The organism is Streptomyces cirratus, from assembly GCF_014650775.1.
In the GTDB taxonomy this organism is placed as follows: domain Bacteria; phylum Actinomycetota; class Actinomycetes; order Streptomycetales; family Streptomycetaceae; genus Streptomyces; species Streptomyces cirratus.
This window is the reverse complement of record NZ_BMVP01000015.1, coordinates 44,435-61,148: the sequence shown is the minus strand read 5'-3', so window position 1 is coordinate 61,148 and position 16,714 is coordinate 44,435. Positions and strand designations below refer to the sequence as shown.

The following is a 16,714-nucleotide window of genomic DNA, read 5'->3' as shown; positions in this document are numbered from 1 at the left end:
GGCCTACCAGCGGCGGCGGGCCGTTACCGTCTTTTCCACCGCGAACAGCTCTTCCTCGACGTGGTCCAGCGCGAGCCGCAACGCTCCCGTGGCCACCGCCGCCTCGCCGAGGAGCGACAGCTCCACCTTCGGCGGGCGCAGGCAATACCGTTCCAGTTCGCGGCGCAGCGGTTCGAGGACCCCGTCGATGCCCGCCGCCCAGCCGCCGACCACCACCAGCTCCGGGTCCATCGCCAGGACCAACGCCGCCACATCGTGTACCAGCCGTTGCAGGAAGCGCTCCACCGCCGCCACCGCACGCGCGTCCCCCCGCCTGGCCATCGCGAAGACCTCCGCGACCGCCGGCTCGTCCAGCGGGTGCAGCGGCTCGCCCGTGGTCGACAGCAGCCGCTCCGGCGTGACCTCGCGTCCGAGCAGGTGCAGCGCACCGATCTCACCCGCCGCCCCGCCGAACCCGCGGTGCAGTCGGCCGCCGATCAGGGAGCCCGCACCGGGGCTGAGGCCCGCCATCACGAAGACCATGTCGTCGGTGTCCCGCGCGGCGCCCTTCCAGTGCTCGGCGACCGCTGCGGCGTTGGCGTCGTTCTCCACGTGCACCGGGCAGCGGAACGAGCGCCGCAGCCGGTCGCCGAGCGGCAGCCCCGTCCAGCCCGGCAGCGCCGTCCCCAGGCGGACCGTGCCGTCCGCTTCCACGATGCCGGGGCTGCCGACGCCCACCGCCCTCAGCGAATCCCGGGGCACACCGGCACGCCGCAGCAGGTCCGCCACCGCCGCGCGGACCCGCTCCAGCCGCTCGTCGGCCGAAGCCGTCTCGGCGACGTCCTTGGTGCCGGCCCCGATCACCCGCCCGTCCAGCCCGGACAGCAGCACGGCGACCCGGTGCGAGCCGATCTCGATGCCCAGCAGATGACCCGCCTCGGCCCGGAAGCGGAACCTCCTGGCCGGCCGGCCCTGCCGCCGCGCACCCTCCTCGGCATCGGCTTCGACGACCAGCCCGGCCCCGATCAGCCCTTCGACGACCCCCTCCACGGTCGGCCGCGACAGCCCGGTCACCCTGGTGAGATCGGTGAGGGTCGGCGATCCGGCCGCCCGCAGTGCGCGCAGCACCACGGCCGAATTGATACGCCGGAGCAGAGAGGGATCCCCGCCGGTCAGCTGCCCCAACGTGTGTCCTCCCAGCTAGCGGCCCTGTCAGCCGGATCGTACTGCGCACGGGGTAGCGCGGCGAGAAGCGGCCCCCCACCGGCCGGATCCACGCGGCCGTCTCAGGCCGGGGAGACCCGCATCGGTCGGCCCCCGGGCCACCGGCCGGAGCACCGGCGGCCCGCTCCGGCACCGTCCGGGCCTTGGCGGTTGCCGTACTGCGCCGCCGGCGCCCGCACCGCGGGCGGGGAGAGAAGGGCCTCCATGGCGACCGCGTCCGGCCGCAGTTGCCGCACGGGGGGACAACGGACCCCCCGTCCGCCGCCTCGCCGCGGCCTCCTACGGCGTCAACTCTCCCTGCTGGACCTGCCGTTCGGCAACGGCCAGGTGGCGGGCGGGGCGGGATGGCCGGCGATGCGACGCATGAAGGCGTGACGCGGGGCCAGTTGTCAGTGGGCGCCGAGATACTGACGGCATGACCACGGCAGAGCATCTCGACACGATCGACCGGCTCCGGTCGCAGGTGTTTCCTTCGGAACCGGTCTGGTCCGGCAGGCACAGCAGCGGGCCGGGATACCACCTGGTCCAGCTCGTGCAGACCCGGGACTTCTGGGAGGACGACGGCTCGGGGCGGAGCGAGGCGGCCGACCAGATCAGTGCCGAGTACGGGGCGCTGGAGCAGGCGCTCACCGATCGATGGGGAGATCCCCAGGTCTTCACCCTCGAGGGGACGATGCGCCGGGGGCTCGACGGGGAGGAGATACCGGAGCCGTGGGAGGAGCTCAGCAACAGCACCGACCACGTGCACCTGTGGCGGGCCGAGGACCGGTGGCTCGTGGCCTACGTCGCCCACTGGGAGGCGGAGGACCCGTTCCGGCTGATGGCCTGCGTCACCGTGATCGACCCGCCCTGACCCCGGCCGCACTCAGAGGACGGGGGCAGGGGGCAGAGGGCAGGAGAGGTTCTACCGTTCGCCCTCGGCGGCGGCGCGGAGGCGGGCGTACTCCTGAGCCATGGTCTCCGCCGTCCAGTGGGCGTTGAGACCGCTGGGGTTGGGGAGGGCCCAGACGCGGGTGGTGCCGATGGTGCGCTCCTGGGGACCGATCTTGGCCTTCGGCTCCTGGAAGGCGATGCGGTAGGCGGTGACGCCGACCACGGCCAGCCACTGGGGGCGCAGGAGTTCCACCTTCGCGGTCAGCAGGCGGCCGCCCTCCCGGTACTCCTCGGCGCTCAGCTCGTCGGCACGTGCCGTGGCGCGGGCCACGACGTTGGTGATGCCGAGGCGGTAGGACAGCAGCTCTTCCTGCTCGGCGGGGGCCAGTCGGCGCGGGGTGAAACCGGACAGGTGCAGGACCGGCCAGAAGCGGTTGCCGGGGCGGGCGAAGTGGTGGCCCGTCGCGGCGGAGAGGAGCCCCGGATTGATCCCGCAGAACAGGACGCGCAGGCCGCCCGCGACCACGTCGGGGACGACGCGGTCGCGGGCGGCGTTCAGCTCGTCGGGGGTCAGAGGATCGACCCCGGCGTGTACCCGGCGGCCTCCGGGTGCTGCTTGGCGATGTCCTCGATGCGGGAGACCACCGTGGCGACCTGGTCGCCGGCGGCGCCCGTGAAGGACAGCTTGTCGGCCATCAGGGCGTCGAGCTGGGCCCGGTCCAGCGGCATCCGCTCGTCGGCGGCCAGCTTGTCCAGGAGCTCGTTGCGCTCGGCTCCCTGCTCGCGCATGGCGAGCGCGGAGGCAACGGCGTGCTCCTTGATGACCTCGTGGGCGGCCTCCCGGCCGACCCCGGCCCGCACCGCGCCCATCAGCACCTTGGTGGTGGCGAGGAAGGGCAGGTAGCGGTCCAGCTCGCGGGCCACGACCGCCGGGAAGGCGCCGAACTCGTCCAGGACGGTCAGGAAGGTCTCCAGCAGGCCGTCGAAGGCGAAGAACGCGTCGGGCAGCGCCACGCGGCGGACCACGGAGCAGGAGACGTCGCCCTCGTTCCACTGGTCGCCGGCCAGCTCGCCGGTCATCGAGGCGTAACCGCGCAGGATGACCATGAGGCCGTTCACACGCTCGCAGGAGCGGGTGTTCATCTTGTGCGGCATCGCGGACGAGCCGACCTGGCCGGGCTTGAACCCCTCGGTGACCAGCTCGTGGCCGGCCATCAGGCGGATCGTCTTGGCGATCGAGGACGGGGCGGCGGCCAGCTGCACCAGGGCGGTGACCACGTCGTAGTCGAGCGAGCGCGGGTAGACCTGGCCGACGGAGGTGAAGGCCTGGGCGAAGCCGAGGTGGGCCGCGATCCGCTGCTCCAGGTCGGCGAGCTTGGCGGCGTCGCCGCCCAGCAGGTCCAGCATGTCCTGGGCGGTGCCGACCGGGCCCTTGATCCCGCGCAGCGGGTAGCGGGCCAGCAGGTCCTCCAGGCGGTCGTAGGCGACCAGCAGCTCGTCGGCGGCGGTGGCGAAACGCTTGCCCAGGGTGGTGGCCTGTGCGGCGACGTTGTGGGAGCGGCCGGCCATGACCAGCTCGGCGTGCTCGCCGGCCAGCTTGCCGAGACGGGCGAGGACGGCGACGGTACGGTCCCGGGCCAGTTCCAGGGAGAGCCGGATCTGGAGCTGCTCGACGTTCTCGGTCAGGTCGCGGGAGGTCATGCCCTTGTGGACGTGCTCGTGGCCGGCGAGGGCGTTGAACTCCTCGATGCGGGCCTTCACGTCGTGCCGGGTGACCTTCTCGCGCTCGGCGATGGAGGCGAGGTCGACGGTCTCCAGGACGCGCTCGTAGTCGGCGAGGGCGGCGTCCGGAACCTCGATGCCGAGGTCCTTCTGGGCGCGCAGCACGGCGAGCCACAGCCGCCGCTCCAGCGTCACCTTGTACTCGGGGGACCACAGGACGGCGAGCTCCGCGGAGGCGTAGCGGCCGGCCAGGACATTGGGGATGCGGGGCTTGGCTGTCACGTGTAGGGATTCTACTTGGGCCGCCGCTGTGCGTTTACGCAGGTGGGGGACCCGCCCCGGATTGTGCCTTGCTACGAGAGCCGGTCGGGCGCCAAGGCCTCGTACGGCAGCAGCTCCGAGCGTTTCGCCGCTCGGCCGTCGCCGGAGGAGCGGCCGGTGATCCGGCGCCCTATCCAGGGGAGCAGGTGCTGCCGGGCGAAGCGGAGGTCCTCGGTCCGACGGACGGACCAGCCCGGGGCCGCCGAGGGCGGCAACGGGGCCCGCCAGTCCTCCTCCGGCTCCAGGCCCAGCGCCTGCCAGACCGCCTCCGCCACGCGCCGGTGGCCTTCGGGGGTCAGGTGCAGCCGGTCCACGTCCCACAGCCGCGGGTCGCCGAGCACCGCGGCCCCGTACAGGTCCACGAGCAGCGCACCGTGCCGGGCGGCCAGCTCCTCCAGGATGGCGAAGAGCTCCTCCATCCGCGGGCGGAAGCGTTCCATCACCGGTCCGTTGCGGCCCGGGGAGCGCATCAGGACCAGCGTCCCGCAGGAGGGGGCAAGGAGCTCCACGGCCTCCTCCAGGTGCCCGCGCACCCGGCCCATGTCGACTTTTGGCCGCAGCGCGTCGTTCAGGCCGCCCACCAGGGTCACCACGTCGGCGCCCATCTTCGCGGCCAAGGGCGCCTGGTCCCGGGCGATCTGCCCGATCAGCTTCCCGCGGACCGCGAGGTTCGCGTACCGGAAGCCCGGCTCCCGCGCCGCGAGGCGCGCGGCCAGCACGTCGGCCCAGCCCCGGTAGGAGCCGTCCGGGAGCAGATCGGACATGCCCTCGGTGAATGAGTCGCCGATCGCGACGAAACTGGTGTAAGACGCATTCATCTCCATGGCGCAGCGATGCTACCGCGCGGTAGCCCGGTTGTGCACGGTGGTGCACAACCGGGACGGCACGGTCGGCGCTAAGCCGTGGCCGGTCGGCCGAAGAGCTCGCGCAGGACGTCCTCCATGGTCACGAGACCCGTCATCGCACCGTCCGGCCCCTGCACGGCGGCCAGGTGCGTGCGGCTGCGCCGCATGGCGGTCAGTACGTCGTCCAGCGGGGTCTGCGCCCGCACCTGCGCGATCGGGCGCAGCGCGGAGGCCGGGAACGGCTGGTCCCGCTGGGTCACATCCGCGTCGAGCGCGTCCTTGACGTGCAGATAGCCGAGGATCTTGTGCTGCGCGTCGATGACCGGGAAACGGGAGTACCCGGACGTGGCGGCGAGCCGCTCCAGCCCCGCCGGGGTGATGTCCTCCCGAGCCGTGACCACCCGGTCCGCCGGCAGCACCACATCGGTGACCGGCCGCCGGCCGAGTTCCAGGGCGTCGTGCAGCCGGGCGCTCGCCCGGACGTCGATGAGCCCGGCGGCACTGGAGTCCTTGACCATTCGGGCCAGTTCGTCGTCGGAGAAGGTCGCCGCGACCTCGTTCTTGGCATCCACCCGCAGCAGGCGCAGAAGGAAACTGGCGAACGCGTTGATCGCGAAGATCGCCGGCTTCAGCGCCCGCGTCAACGTCACCAGCGGCGGCCCCAGCAGCAGCGCCGTCCGTACCGGCTCGGAAAGTGCCACGTTCTTCGGCAGCATCTCGCCGAAGAGCATGTGCAGGTACGTGGCCAGGGCCAGCGCGATCACGAACGAGATCACGTGCGTCAGCCCGCCCGGCACGCCGAAGAAGTCGAACACCGGGGCCAGCAGGTGGGCGATGGCCGGCTCGGCCACGACACCCAGCACCAACGTGCACAGGGTGATCCCCAGCTGCGCCGCCGCCATCAGCGCCGACACGTGCTCGAGGCCCCACAGCACCGCGCGGCCCCGCCGGTCGCCCTGTTCGGCGTACGGCTCGATCTGGCTGCGCCGGACGGAGATCAACGCGAACTCCGCGCCGACGAAGAAGGCGTTGACGACCAGGGTCGCCAGGCCGATCAGCAACTGAACCACGGTCATCGCGCGTCCCCCGCATCCTCGTCACCGGCGGCCGCGGGCGGGCGCAGCAGCACGCGGGCCGCTCTGCGTCCGCTCGCGTCCACCACGTCCAGCCGCCAGCCGTCCAGCTCCAGGCCGTCCCCGACCTGCGGGATACGGCCCAGCTCGGTGGCTATCAGCCCGGCCAGCGTCTCGTACGGGCCGTCCGGCACCCGCAGCCCGATCCGGCGCAGCTGATCGGTGCGCGCGGCGCCGTCGGCCGAGTAGAGCGGCCGGCCGGAATCGTCCGAACCGGCGGGGGCCAGGTCCGGCGTCTCGTGCGGGTCGTGCTCGTCACGGACCTCACCGACGACCTCCTCGACGATGTCCTCGAGCGTGGCCACGCCGGCCGTACCGCCGTATTCGTCGATCACCACGGCCATCGTCTGCTTGCCGGAGAGCCGGTCCAGCAGCCGGTCCACGGTGAGCGACTCGGGTACGAGCAGGGGGGCGCGCAGCAGCTGCGACACCGGGTAGCCGTGCCGCTCCTCGGCGGGCAGGGCCAGTACGTCCTTGATGTGGACCGTGCCCACCACGGTGTCGAGGCTGCCCCGGTACACGGGGAAACGGGACAGGCCCGTCGCCAGCGTCGCGTTCGCCACGTCCTCGGCGGTGGTCTGCACGTCGAGGGCGGTGACCTGGACCCGCGGCGTCATCACGTTCTCGGCGGTCAGATCGGCCAGGTTCAGCGTCCGCACGAACAGCTCGGCGGTGTCCTTCTCCAGGGCTCCCAGCTTCGCGGAGTGCCGGGCGAGGGCGACGAGCTCCTGCGGACTGCGCGCCGAGGCGAGTTCCTCGGCCGGCTCCATGCCGAACCGGCGGACCATGTGGTTCGCCGTCCTGTTCAGCTGGCTGATCAAGGGCCGGAACGCCCGGCTGAACGCCCGTTGGGGGGTGGCGACGCGCTTCGCGACGGCCAGGGGGGAGGAGATCGCCCAGTTCTTCGGCACCAGCTCGCCCACCACCATCAGGACCACCGTGGACAGCACGGTGGCGAGCACCAGCGCTGTGGAGGAGGCGGCGCCGGCCGACATGCCCATGGCGTGGAAGGGGCCTTCGAGCAGGGCGGCGATCGAGGGCTTGGAGATCATGCCGATGACCAGGCCCGTCACGGTGATGCCGAGCTGCGCGCCCGACAGCTGGAACGTCAGGCTGCGGACGGCGGCCAGGGCGCTCTCGGCCCCCCGCTCACCGCGCTCGACGGCCTCCTCGAGCTCACCGCGCTCGATGGTCGTCAGGGAGAACTCGGCCGCGACGAAGACCCCGCAGGCGAGGCAGAGCAGCAGCGCCAGGAGGAGCAGGAGCACTTCGGTCATCGGTCGGTCACCTCCGTTCCATGATCGGTCAGGAGGCGGGGCATCGCGCGACGTCGTGCCACCGGAGGTCTGCTGCGGGTACTGGGAGGCTCGCCCATGGGCGGACGTTCACACCTTTCGCTCGTGAGGACTGGTTCTGACATGGTAAAGGACGGGCAAAGGGAAGGCCCCCTGCTTCAGGCGGGTCCCACCGGATGGTGGGATCACCGCATGAATGATCTTCATATCTCCGCTGCGACGGCCGCCGACCTCACCGCCGTGCTGGACTTCTGGAAGACCGCCGCCGAGGGCACGAGCATCAGTGACGACCTCGCGGGCGTCGAACGGCTCCACGCCCGCGATCCGCACGCCGTGCTCCTCGCCCGCCGCGACGGGGAGCTGGTCGGCAGCGTGATCGCCGGGTTCGACGGCTGGCGCTGCCACCTCTACCGGCTGGCCGTACACCCCGAGCACCGCAGGCAGGGCATCGGCGCAGCGCTCCTGGCCGCCGCGGAGGAGCGTTTCCGCGCCCTCGGCGGCCGGCGGGCCGACGCGATGGTGCTCGACCGCAACGAGAGGGCGCAGGCGGCGTGGAAGGCGGGCGGGTACCACCCGGAGGAGCACTGGACCCGCTGGGTCAAGCCGCTGAACGGCTGACACCGGCGCCCGGCCGCCGGGACCGCTCAGTCCACGCCCCGCCGGGCCGTACCCAGCACGCAGTACGAGGTCGGCAGCGCGGGTCCGCGTTCGGGCAGCCGGAACACCCGCTGCGAGACGATCCGGAACCCGGCTGCCTCGATCGAGGCCAGCGGGTCGCGCGCGGTGTGGCAGTTGCCGAACAGGCGGGGCCACCCGGTCCGGTCCAGCGTGCGCTGGACAGCGGCCATGCCCGGTCCCGGCGCCAGGCCGTGCTCGAAGAAGCGCAGCTCGCCGTCGGGGCGCAGGACCCGGTACAGCTCGGAGAGGGCCCGCGGCAGGCTCCGTACGGTGCACAGCACGAGGGAGGCGACCGCGGCGTCGAAGGCCTCGCTCTTGACCGGGAGGGCCTCGGCGACGCCGGGCACCAGATCCACCGGTACCTCGGCGCGCAGCGCGGCGGCAGCGGCCCGCCGGCGCAGGACGCGCTCCGGTTCGACGGCGACGACTTCGGAGACGGCGCGGGGGTAGTGGGCGAAGTTCAGCCCGTTGCCGGCCCCGATCTCGATGACGCGGCCGGACACCCCGTGCAGGAGCTCGTTGCGGATGGCGGCGATGCCGCCCCGCACGTCGGCGGTGGGACTGACGCGGGCGTAGAACCGGGCGAAGAGGGGGTGGTGGACGGGATCCGAACTGAGACGTGAAGTGGGCATGACGAGCCTCCGGGCGGGTGCGACGGGTGCGGTTGCCCTGCCGGGCTGTTCCCCGTCCAGGCGGCCCGCGAAACCGGTGGAGCGTGCCAGCCGACCACCACGCTGGGGGAGTTGAGGCCGCGTGAGGTGAGTACGCGTACTCATGAACCCCGGCCGGACCGCACGGATAATCGGATCATCCGGCCCTTGTCGCGGGGCCGCCTCAGGACGTGGAGACGCCGTGAAGTTCCGTACCGGACCGGCCCGCACCGTGCTGCTCGCGGCGGGACTGCTCGCGTTGACCGCCTGTGGGACCACAGTAGCCCCGGGCGCCGGGCCGGCGGCCGGATCCGCCACCCCTTCCGCGGCGCCGAGCGTCGACTACGCGGCGCAGGCCGCCGCCGCGGTGCAGCGCCACGACAAGCTCTTCCCCGAGGTGGCCGCGCGGTGCGCGGGCCGGCCCGAGACGATGCCTTCCGAGACCGGGACGCCGGCCGGCCTGCCGACGGACCCTGAGGCGCGCAAGTACGCCGAGAACCACGGGTACAAGACCCAGGCCCGGCTCACCCCGGCGGCCCGGTGCCGGGGCGACGCGCACGCCGCGCGGATCAAGGCGGCGCTGGACGGCCCCGACGGCAAGGGCGTGCCGCGCACCACGGAGGAACTCCGCGTACTGCTGACGGGGCTGGGCTACCGGGTCGAGAGCCAGGACGTGTACGGCTCGGCGCCGGACAACCTGATGTTCGTACTGTCGGTCCCGGAGAGCGGGCCGTGCGTGACGGGATACCTGGGCAGCCCGGTGAAGATCGAGGCGCACGGGATGTACATGGAGGGCGGCTGCCACGAGCCCCGCGGCGGCCACTGAGGCCTGGAGGCAGGAGGCGGCGGGGCGGGGAGCGCCGTCGCGCGAACGCCCCCCGCCCCGGCCGGGCCGGTCCTCAGGCCGGCCAGGCGGCCGTGAACGAGTGCGCCGACCAGCCGCCGTGCAGGGACGGGGCGAGCCAGGTGGGGGCCCCGGCCCGGAACGCGGCGGGCGCCAGCGCGCCGGCGCCCTGCGGAACGGCGCCGAGCAGCGGCAGGCCCGACACCATCGGGAGGTCCGCCAGGTTGCAGCGCGAGGCCAGGTCCGGCATGGCCGGCCAGCTGCCGATCACCACGCCCGGCGCGGTGAGCCCGCGCGCCTCCAGCGCTTCCACCGTCAGCGTCACGGAGTTGAGCGTGCCGAGAGCCGCCGGCGCGACGATCAGGACCGGCGCGTCGAGCAGCCGCGCCGCGTCGGCCAGCGTGTGCCCCGCCTCGTCGAAGCGCACCAGGAGACCGCCCGCGCCCTCCACCAGGACCAGGTCGTGCGAGGCCGCCAGCTTCTCCGCCGCATCCGCGACCACGGCGGGGGACAGCGTCGGCAATCCCGAGCGGCGGGCCGCCGTGTCCGGTGCCAACGGCTCCGGATAGCGGGCCAGTTCCCGGGCCGTGACGGACGACCCGGCCAGCCGGGCGACCTCCGCCGCGTCACCCGGCTCGTCCGGGCCCACGCCCGTCTGCGCGGGTTTGAGCACCGCCACCGACCGGCCGGCGGCCACCGCGGCGGCGGCGACCGCCGAGGTCACCACCGTCTTGCCGATCTCGGTGCCGGTGCCGGATACGAAGAGGATCGTCATGTCAGCCCTCCTGTGCGGCCGCGCGGACGGCACGGCAGATGCGGGCCACATCCGCGTCGCCCGTCACGAACGGCGGCATCGTGTAGATCAGGTCGCGGAACGGGCGCAGCCAGACGCCCTCGCGCACGGCCGCCCGCGTGGCCGCCGCCATGTCGACCTCGTGGTCGAGCTGGACCACGCCGATCGCGCCCAGCACCCGTACGTCCCGCACTCCGGGCAGGGCGGCGGCCGGGGCCAGGCCCTCCAGCAGACCGGCCTCGATCCGCTTGACCTCCACCGCCCAGTCCTGGCTCAGCAGCAGCTCGACCGAGGCCAGCGCGACCGCCGTGGCGAGCGGATTGCCCATGAAGGTCGGCCCGTGCGCCAGGACCGGTACCTCGCCGCGCGAGATCCCCTCGGCCACCCTTGCCGTGCACAGCGTCGCCGACAGGGTGAGGTAGCCGCCGGTCAGGGCCTTGCCCAGGCACATGACGTCCGGGGTGATGCCCGCGTGGCCGGCGGCGAACAGGGCGCCGGTGCGGCCGAAACCCGTCGCGATCTCGTCCAGGACCAGGAGGACGTCGTACTCGTCGCACAGCTCCCGCAGCACCCGCAGGTAGCCGGGGTTGTGGAAGCGCATCCCGCCCGCGCCCTGCACCACCGGTTCCACGATCACGGCCGCCAGCTCGTGCGCGTGCGCGGCGATCAGGGAGCGCAGGTGCGCGGTGTACGCCGGATCCACCGGGCTGTCGAACCCGCCGGGCGGGGCGTCGGCGAACACCTGCCGGGGAAGCTGCCCCGACCACAGCTCGTGCATCCCGCCTTCGGGGTCGCAGACCGCCATCGGCTGCCAGGTGTCCCCGTGGTAGCCGCCGCGCCAGGTCAGCAGCCGGGTCTTGCCGGACCGTCCGGCGGAGCGCCAGTACTGCAGGCACATCTTCACCGCGACCTCGACCGAGACCGAGCCCGAGTCGGCGAGGAAGACGTGCTCCAGACCGTCCGGGGTGATCTCGACCAGCTTCGCGGCCAGCCGGACGGCGGGCTCGTGGGTGAGCCCGCCGAACATCACGTGCGACATCCGGCCCAGCTGGGCGGTGACGGCGTCGTTCAGCACCGGATGGTTGTAGCCGTGGATGGCCGACCACCAGGAGGACATGCCGTCGACCAGTTCCTCCCGCCCGTGCGCCGGGGCGCCGAGCCGCAGCCGGACACCCGCGGCGGAGGCGACGACCAGCGGTTCCTGCCGCCCGGGCATCGGACCGTACGGGTGCCAGACGTGCTGCCGGTCCAGCGCGAGCAGTCCGGCGGTGGAAAGGGAGTGCTGGTCAGGCATTCGGGGCGAGATCCGTTCCCGCGCCACGGCGGCGTACCGCCACCAGGTCCGAGCGCACCTCGCCGGCTTCCGCCTGGACGGGGGCCGGGGCCTCGTGTTCCGAGTGCCCCGAGCAGCCGCCGCACGCCGAACCGCACCCCGGCGCGTCCGTGGAGGCCGCCGAGCCGCAGAGCGAGCCGCCCGCGGCGCCCGAGCCGCAGCCGCGGGCCGCCTCCTGCTCCGAGCGGTGCGCCGGGAGGGTCGTCGTACCGGCGCCCTCCACCTCGAAACCGGCGTCCGCGATCATGTCGAGGTCGGCCTGACCGGCCTGGCCCTCACTCGTCAGGTAGTCGCCGAGGAAGATGGAGTTCACCAGGTGCAGGGCCAGCGGCTGCATGCTGCGCAGGTGCACCTCGCGTCCGCCCGCGAGGCGGACCTCGACGTCGGGGCAGACGAACCGCACCATCGCCAGGATCCGCAGGCAGCGCTGCGGGGTGAGGTTCCACTCCTTGGCCAGCGGGGTGCCCTCGAAGGGGATCAGGAAGTTGACGGGCACCGAGTCCGGGTCGAGTTCGCGCAGCGAGTACACGACGTCGACCAGGTCCTCGTCGCTCTCGCCCATGCCCGCGATCAGGCCGGAGCAGGCGGACAGGCCCGCCGCGTGCGCCTTTTGTACGGTGTCGACCCGGTCCGCGTAGGTGTGCGTCTTGGTGATCTGACCGTACGTCGCCTCGGAGGTGTTGAGGTTGTGGTTGTAGGCGTCGGCGCCCGCGTCCTTGAGGCGTTCCGCCTGGCCGTCGGAGAGCAGGCCGAGGCAGGCGCAGACCTCGACGCCCTCGTTCTGCTCCTTGATCGCCTCGATCGTCTTGCCGACCCGCTCGACGTCCCGGTCCGTCGGGCCGCGCCCGCTGGCCACGAGGCACACGCGCTTCGCGCCGCCCGCGACACCGGCCGCGGCGGCCTGGGAGGCCTCTTCGGGCTTGAGCCAGGTGTACTTGAGGATCTCCGCCTTCGATCCCAGGCGCTGGGAACAGTACGAACAGTCCTCCGGGCACAGGCCCGACTTCAGGTTGACCAGGTAGTTCAGCTTCACCCGCCGTCCGAACCACTGGCGGCGTACCTTGCCGGCCGCGGCCACCACGTCGAGCAGTTGGTCGTCGGAAGTCGCCAGTACGGCGAGTGCCTCTTCGCGGGTCGGCAGCTCGCGCCGCAGCCCCTTTTCCACCAGGGTGTTCAGCAGGTCCATGACGCCGATCCTGGACCACACGACCGCTCACGGCCAAGGAGAGATCGCACAACATCGCCCGGAGCGAGTGTGTGTATCGCCACACCGGGTGCTCACGCCCCGGCGGGCTAAGGTCTAGCAGCCCTGTGGACAGCCGACAAAACGCGAGGACCCCGCCGATGCTCCAGCACCTCCCCGAGCCCGTGGACGTCTTCGCCTGGATCGACGAAGCGGAAGGGGCCCGCGAGCGGGCCGGGCTCGTGCGGACGCTGCGTCCGCGACCGGCGTCCTCGCCGCTGCTGGACCTCGCGAGCAACGACTACCTGGGCCTGTCCCGGCACCCCGAGGTCGTCGCCGGTGCCGTGCGGGCCGCCGAGCGCTGGGGCGGCGGGGCCACCGGCTCCCGCCTGGTCACCGGCACCACCGAGCTCCACGCCACGCTGGAGCGCGAACTCGCGGCGTTCTGCGGCTTCGAGGCGGCTCTGGTGCTTTCGTCCGGTTACGCGGCCAATCTCGCCGCCGTCACCGCGCTGAGCGGCCGCGGCACGCTCGTGGTCTCCGACGCGGGGAACCACGCCTCGATCGTCGACGGCTGCCGGCTGTCGCGCGCCGACGTGGGCGTCATCGCGCACGGCGACGTGGACGCCGCACGCAAGACGCTGGCCGGGCACGAGGGCCGTGCCCTGCTGGTCAGCGACTCGGTGTTCTCCGTCGACGGGGACGCCGCCCCGCTCGCCGGCTACGCCGCGGCCTGCCGCGACGAGGGGGCCGCTCTGGTCGTGGACGATGCCCACGGGCTCGGCGTCCTGGGCGAGGGCGGCCGGGGCGCGCTGCACGCGACCGGTCTCGCGGGCGCGCCCGGCGTGGTTGCGACGATGACCCTCTCGAAGTCACTCGGCAGCCAGGGCGGCGCCGTGCTCGGGCCGGCGAAGGTCATCCGGCACCTCGTCAACACGGCCCGGACCTTCATCTTCGACACCGGCCTCGCTCCGGCCGCCACGGGCGCCGCGCTCGCCGGTCTGCGCCTGCTCGCACGGGAACCGGAACGCGCCGCGCGGGCACGGGAGGTGGCCGCCCTGCTGTACGGACGACTCACCGCGTCCGGCCTGACCGCGGCCCGGCCGGACGCGGCCGTGGTGTCGGTACGGGCCCCGTCGGCTTCGGCGGCACTGCGCTGGGCCGCCGACTGCCGCGAGGCAGGACTGTCCGTGGGGTGCTTCCGGCCGCCCTCGGTTCCGGACGGCATCTCCCGGCTGCGGCTGACCGCCCGGGCCGATCTCACGGGGGACGAGATCAGTCGGGCCGTCGCGGTGATCCTGCGTACCGCACCCGCGGGAGCCACGGACCACTGAGCATCACGCCGGGGCGTCCGCCCGAACCGAGGCGAGGAAGCCGGCCCAGGCGGGCCCGGTGAAGAGTACGGCCGGGCCCTCCGTCCGCTTGGAGTCGCGGACGGCCAGTAGACCGCCACTGAGGGCGGCCGCTTCCACGCAGTTGTTCATTCCGGTGCTGCGGCTGCTCCGCCGCCACCGAGCGTCGATCAGAAGTCCGCCGGTGGATAAGGGGGTTGCGGACACGAGGGTGCCTCCTTACGCGTCGTCAGCAATGGAGCTGATCAGATCCGACGAGTCCTGGGGCGGGAGGGCGTGCGCCTGGATTGTGCGGAACGCGGCGCTGTACGCCTCTAGGTCTTCCTTCCGCTCCAGGTAGAGGCTACTCGTCAAATGGTCGAGTACCACCACATCCAGATCGGCGATGTTCGGAAATGAGAAAATTACGAACGGTCCGGTCAGGCCGAGATGGCCCCCTACGCTGAACGGCAGTACCTGTAGGCGCACTTGGGGCAGCCGCGCTACCTCCGCCAGGTGCCGCAACTGCTCCCGCATCACTCCTGCCCCGCCGATCTGCCGGCGCAGCACCGCCTCGTCCAGTACCGCGCTCAGTTCGAGCGGAGGGTCGGCCCGCAGCACCGACTGGCGTGCCAGGCGTACGTCGACCAGCGCGTCCACCTTCGGCTCCGGCAGCCCGCCCAGCGCGGCCCGGGTCACGGCGCGCGCGTATTCCGGCGTCTGCAACAGGCCCGGAACCACCGAGAGTTCGACGGTGCGGGCGGAGCGGGCCCCCGCCTCCAGGCTGATGAAGTCCCGGTACTCCTGGGGCAGCAGCCCCCGGTAGTCGTGCCACCACTGGCGTCCCGGGGTGCGGTCGCCGCCGGTCCCGGGGCCCGCCGCCGAGGCCCCCAGTGCCTCCAGCAGGGCCCTCTGCTGGGTGCTCACCACATCCCCGTAGGCGTCGAGGAGGAGGCGGATGTCTTCCGCTTTCACGCCACTTCGACCCGTTTCGATACGGCTGACTTTCGACTGGTGCCACCCCACCAACCGGGCGGCCTCACCACTGGTGAGACCGCTGCGGTCACGGAGCGCACGCAATTCCTCGCCCAGCTTGCGGCGGCGTACCGCGGGACCGTGCTGCATGGCCGCTCTCCTTCCCACCGGCACACCTCGCACCAGTCTGCCGTCCAAATACGCTCTTCCGTAGCAGAGTTCACCGCATCGAGCGACAGATATATGCATATCTTGGGAGAACGGAGGAAACGACGGCACGATGGGTGCACTCTGACGCTCAGCGTAGATCCGGGGCGGCTGCGCCCCGGTGGGAAAGGGACGTCGCCATGGCAGACCACCAGGAAGCATCCGTCACTCTGCCGAGCGACCCGGCCGCGGTCGCCGCTGCCCGCCGGTACGTCGCGGAGGTGCTGGGTGAATGGGGACTGCCCGAGGAATCGGAGATGGCCGACACCGTCCGGCTGATCGTCTCGGAGCTCGCGACCAACGCGGTGCAGCACACCTTCGGCCAGTCGCCCACCTTCACCGTGGACGTCCGGCTGGAGCGCGGCGAGTGGCTGCGGGTCGGGGTGACGGACAGTCACCCGCGGCGCCCCCGGCGGCTGCCGGCCGCCGTCCAGCAGGACAACGGCCGGGGGATGGTCATCATCCGCTGGCTCGCCGCGGAGGCGGGCGGCCGGCTCTCGGTCACGCCGACCGAGGACGGCGGCAAGACGGTGTGGATCGCCCTGCCTTGGGCGGTGGGGGCCCCGGCGAGGACCGCGACCGGCTGTTGAGGGCGACGGTGCCGGGCCCGGCGCGGACGCTGCCGAACCCCGCGCAGACGATGCCGGGTCCCGCTCAGGCGATTCCGCGTTCCGCGGCGCTGCGTTCGATGCACAGCTCGTTGCCCTCGGGGTCGGCCAGTACGACCCAGCCCGCGACTCCGTCCTCGTCCCGCCGGTCGTCCACGACCCGCGCCCCGAGACCGACGAGCCGCTCGACCGTCTCGTCGCGGGTGCCCGTGGGCGGCTGGATGTCCAGGTGCACCCGGTTCTTCACCTTCTTGCCGTCGGGTACCCGGATGAACAGCAAGCCCGGCGCACCGGGTTGCCCCGGCTCCAGCTGGATCTCCTCGTCGCCCTCCACGCCGTCCTCGGCGATCGCGTAGCCGGTCACCTCGGACCAGAACCGCGCGACCTTCCAGGGGTCGAGGGCGTCGAAGGTGATGTTGCGGACGGGGTTCAGCATGTTGACCTCCATGCGGTACCGGTGTGCGCAAACCCGCGGAACTCGGTGCCCGGGCCGAACCGGGAGCCTCCCGGAAACGTGGGTTAACTCGGCGGAAAAATGCGGGTCCTACTCTGGCGCCCGCGTGCTTCCGCCAATGATCACCCATGAGCCGGTAAAGCAGTGGTGATCGGGACGGAAAGTCTCTTCCCGTGTTGGGCAAGACATGCTTGGCACGGATATGCACAGGTCAACAAAGTGTTGAAGAGGATTAGGGTCTTCTTGGCGCGAAGTTGATCTTGTCC

General features: G+C 72.5%; 18 protein-coding genes. 5 read left to right on the top strand and 13 right to left on the bottom strand.

Annotated features, from left to right (window positions below; translation table 11 throughout):
- Positions 1-3: 3 nt before the first annotated feature.
- Entirely contained in the window at positions 4-1,164 is a 1,161-nt protein-coding gene (locus tag IE207_RS27315; protein WP_190186976.1) for an ROK family transcriptional regulator, read from the bottom strand.
- A gap of 454 nt (positions 1,165-1,618) precedes the next feature.
- On the opposite strand from IE207_RS27315, the gene IE207_RS27310 reads away from it, so the two are divergent.
- Complete coding sequence (locus IE207_RS27310; protein WP_190186975.1) at positions 1,619-2,056, top strand: hypothetical protein; 438 nt, start codon at positions 1,619-1,621, stop codon at positions 2,054-2,056.
- Positions 2,057-2,107: 51 nt separating this feature from the next.
- Here IE207_RS27310 and mug read toward each other — a convergent pair whose 3' ends face one another.
- From mug to IE207_RS27285, 5 genes are all read right to left on the bottom strand, one after another.
- Positions 2,108-2,650, bottom strand: a complete 543-nt coding sequence (gene mug, locus IE207_RS27305) for a G/U mismatch-specific DNA glycosylase (protein WP_190187036.1) — start codon at positions 2,648-2,650, stop codon at positions 2,108-2,110.
- Positions 2,647-4,080, bottom strand: coding sequence for an adenylosuccinate lyase (gene purB, locus IE207_RS27300; RefSeq protein ID WP_190186974.1), 1,434 nt, complete (start codon positions 4,078-4,080; stop codon positions 2,647-2,649). The genes mug and purB overlap by 4 nt, the downstream gene beginning before the upstream one ends.
- 71 nt (positions 4,081-4,151) lie before the next feature.
- Positions 4,152-4,943, bottom strand: coding sequence for an SGNH/GDSL hydrolase family protein (locus tag IE207_RS27295; RefSeq protein WP_190186973.1), 792 nt, complete (start codon positions 4,941-4,943; stop codon positions 4,152-4,154).
- Positions 4,944-5,014: 71 nt separating this feature from the next.
- Positions 5,015-6,040 carry a hemolysin family protein gene (locus tag IE207_RS27290; RefSeq protein WP_190186972.1) on the bottom strand — a complete coding sequence of 342 codons (1,026 nt, stop codon included), beginning with the start codon at positions 6,038-6,040 and terminating at the stop codon, positions 5,015-5,017.
- Positions 6,037-7,374 (bottom strand): hemolysin family protein, encoded by a 1,338-nt coding sequence (locus IE207_RS27285; protein WP_190186971.1) that lies wholly within the window; start codon positions 7,372-7,374, stop codon positions 6,037-6,039. The genes IE207_RS27290 and IE207_RS27285 overlap by 4 nt, the downstream gene beginning before the upstream one ends.
- Before the next feature lie 210 nt (positions 7,375-7,584).
- On the opposite strand from IE207_RS27285, the gene IE207_RS27280 reads away from it, so the two are divergent.
- On the top strand, positions 7,585-8,010 hold the full coding sequence (locus IE207_RS27280; protein WP_190186970.1) for a GNAT family N-acetyltransferase: 426 nt from the start codon (positions 7,585-7,587) through the stop codon (positions 8,008-8,010).
- 26 nt (positions 8,011-8,036) lie between these two features.
- Here IE207_RS27280 and IE207_RS27275 read toward each other — a convergent pair whose 3' ends face one another.
- Positions 8,037-8,702 (bottom strand): class I SAM-dependent methyltransferase, encoded by a 666-nt coding sequence (locus IE207_RS27275; protein WP_190186969.1) that lies wholly within the window; start codon positions 8,700-8,702, stop codon positions 8,037-8,039.
- A gap of 220 nt (positions 8,703-8,922) precedes the next feature.
- On the opposite strand from IE207_RS27275, the gene IE207_RS27270 reads away from it, so the two are divergent.
- Positions 8,923-9,546 carry a hypothetical protein gene (locus IE207_RS27270; RefSeq protein WP_190186968.1) on the top strand — a complete coding sequence of 208 codons (624 nt, stop codon included), beginning with the start codon at positions 8,923-8,925 and terminating at the stop codon, positions 9,544-9,546.
- 73 nt (positions 9,547-9,619) lie between these two features.
- Here IE207_RS27270 and bioD read toward each other — a convergent pair whose 3' ends face one another.
- Genes bioD through bioB form a run of 3 tightly spaced genes read right to left on the bottom strand, consistent with a single transcriptional unit; the run spans position 9,620 to position 12,876 of the window.
- Complete coding sequence (bioD, locus tag IE207_RS27265) at positions 9,620-10,339, bottom strand: dethiobiotin synthase (protein WP_190186967.1); 720 nt, start codon at positions 10,337-10,339, stop codon at positions 9,620-9,622.
- A 1-nt stretch (position 10,340) separates the two neighbouring features.
- Positions 10,341-11,651 (bottom strand): adenosylmethionine--8-amino-7-oxononanoate transaminase, encoded by a 1,311-nt coding sequence (locus IE207_RS27260; protein ID WP_190186966.1) that lies wholly within the window; start codon positions 11,649-11,651, stop codon positions 10,341-10,343.
- Positions 11,644-12,876 carry a biotin synthase BioB gene (bioB, locus tag IE207_RS27255; protein ID WP_190186965.1) on the bottom strand — a complete coding sequence of 411 codons (1,233 nt, stop codon included), beginning with the start codon at positions 12,874-12,876 and terminating at the stop codon, positions 11,644-11,646. Before bioB ends, IE207_RS27260 begins: the two co-directional genes overlap by 8 nt.
- A 158-nt stretch (positions 12,877-13,034) precedes the next feature.
- Between bioB and IE207_RS27250 the strand changes: the two genes are divergently transcribed.
- Positions 13,035-14,207, top strand: coding sequence for an 8-amino-7-oxononanoate synthase (locus IE207_RS27250; RefSeq protein ID WP_190186964.1), 1,173 nt, complete (start codon positions 13,035-13,037; stop codon positions 14,205-14,207).
- 3 nt (positions 14,208-14,210) lie between these two features.
- On the opposite strand, the gene IE207_RS27245 is transcribed toward IE207_RS27250, so the two are convergent.
- Both IE207_RS27245 and IE207_RS27240 read right to left on the bottom strand, forming a co-directional pair.
- Positions 14,211-14,432, bottom strand: a complete 222-nt coding sequence (locus IE207_RS27245; RefSeq protein WP_190186963.1) for a DUF397 domain-containing protein — start codon at positions 14,430-14,432, stop codon at positions 14,211-14,213.
- A gap of 12 nt (positions 14,433-14,444) precedes the next feature.
- Positions 14,445-15,329, bottom strand: coding sequence for a helix-turn-helix domain-containing protein (locus tag IE207_RS27240; RefSeq protein WP_190186962.1), 885 nt, complete (start codon positions 15,327-15,329; stop codon positions 14,445-14,447).
- A gap of 197 nt (positions 15,330-15,526) precedes the next feature.
- Here IE207_RS27240 and IE207_RS27235 point away from each other — a divergent pair, with 197 nt between their 5' ends.
- Positions 15,527-15,976, top strand: a complete 450-nt coding sequence (locus IE207_RS27235; protein ID WP_190186961.1) for an ATP-binding protein — start codon at positions 15,527-15,529, stop codon at positions 15,974-15,976.
- 64 nt (positions 15,977-16,040) lie between these two features.
- Here the strand turns inward: IE207_RS27235 and IE207_RS27230 are convergent, their stop codons facing one another.
- Positions 16,041-16,430, bottom strand: coding sequence for a VOC family protein (locus IE207_RS27230; protein WP_190186960.1), 390 nt, complete (start codon positions 16,428-16,430; stop codon positions 16,041-16,043).
- Positions 16,431-16,714: the final 284 nt, after the last annotated feature.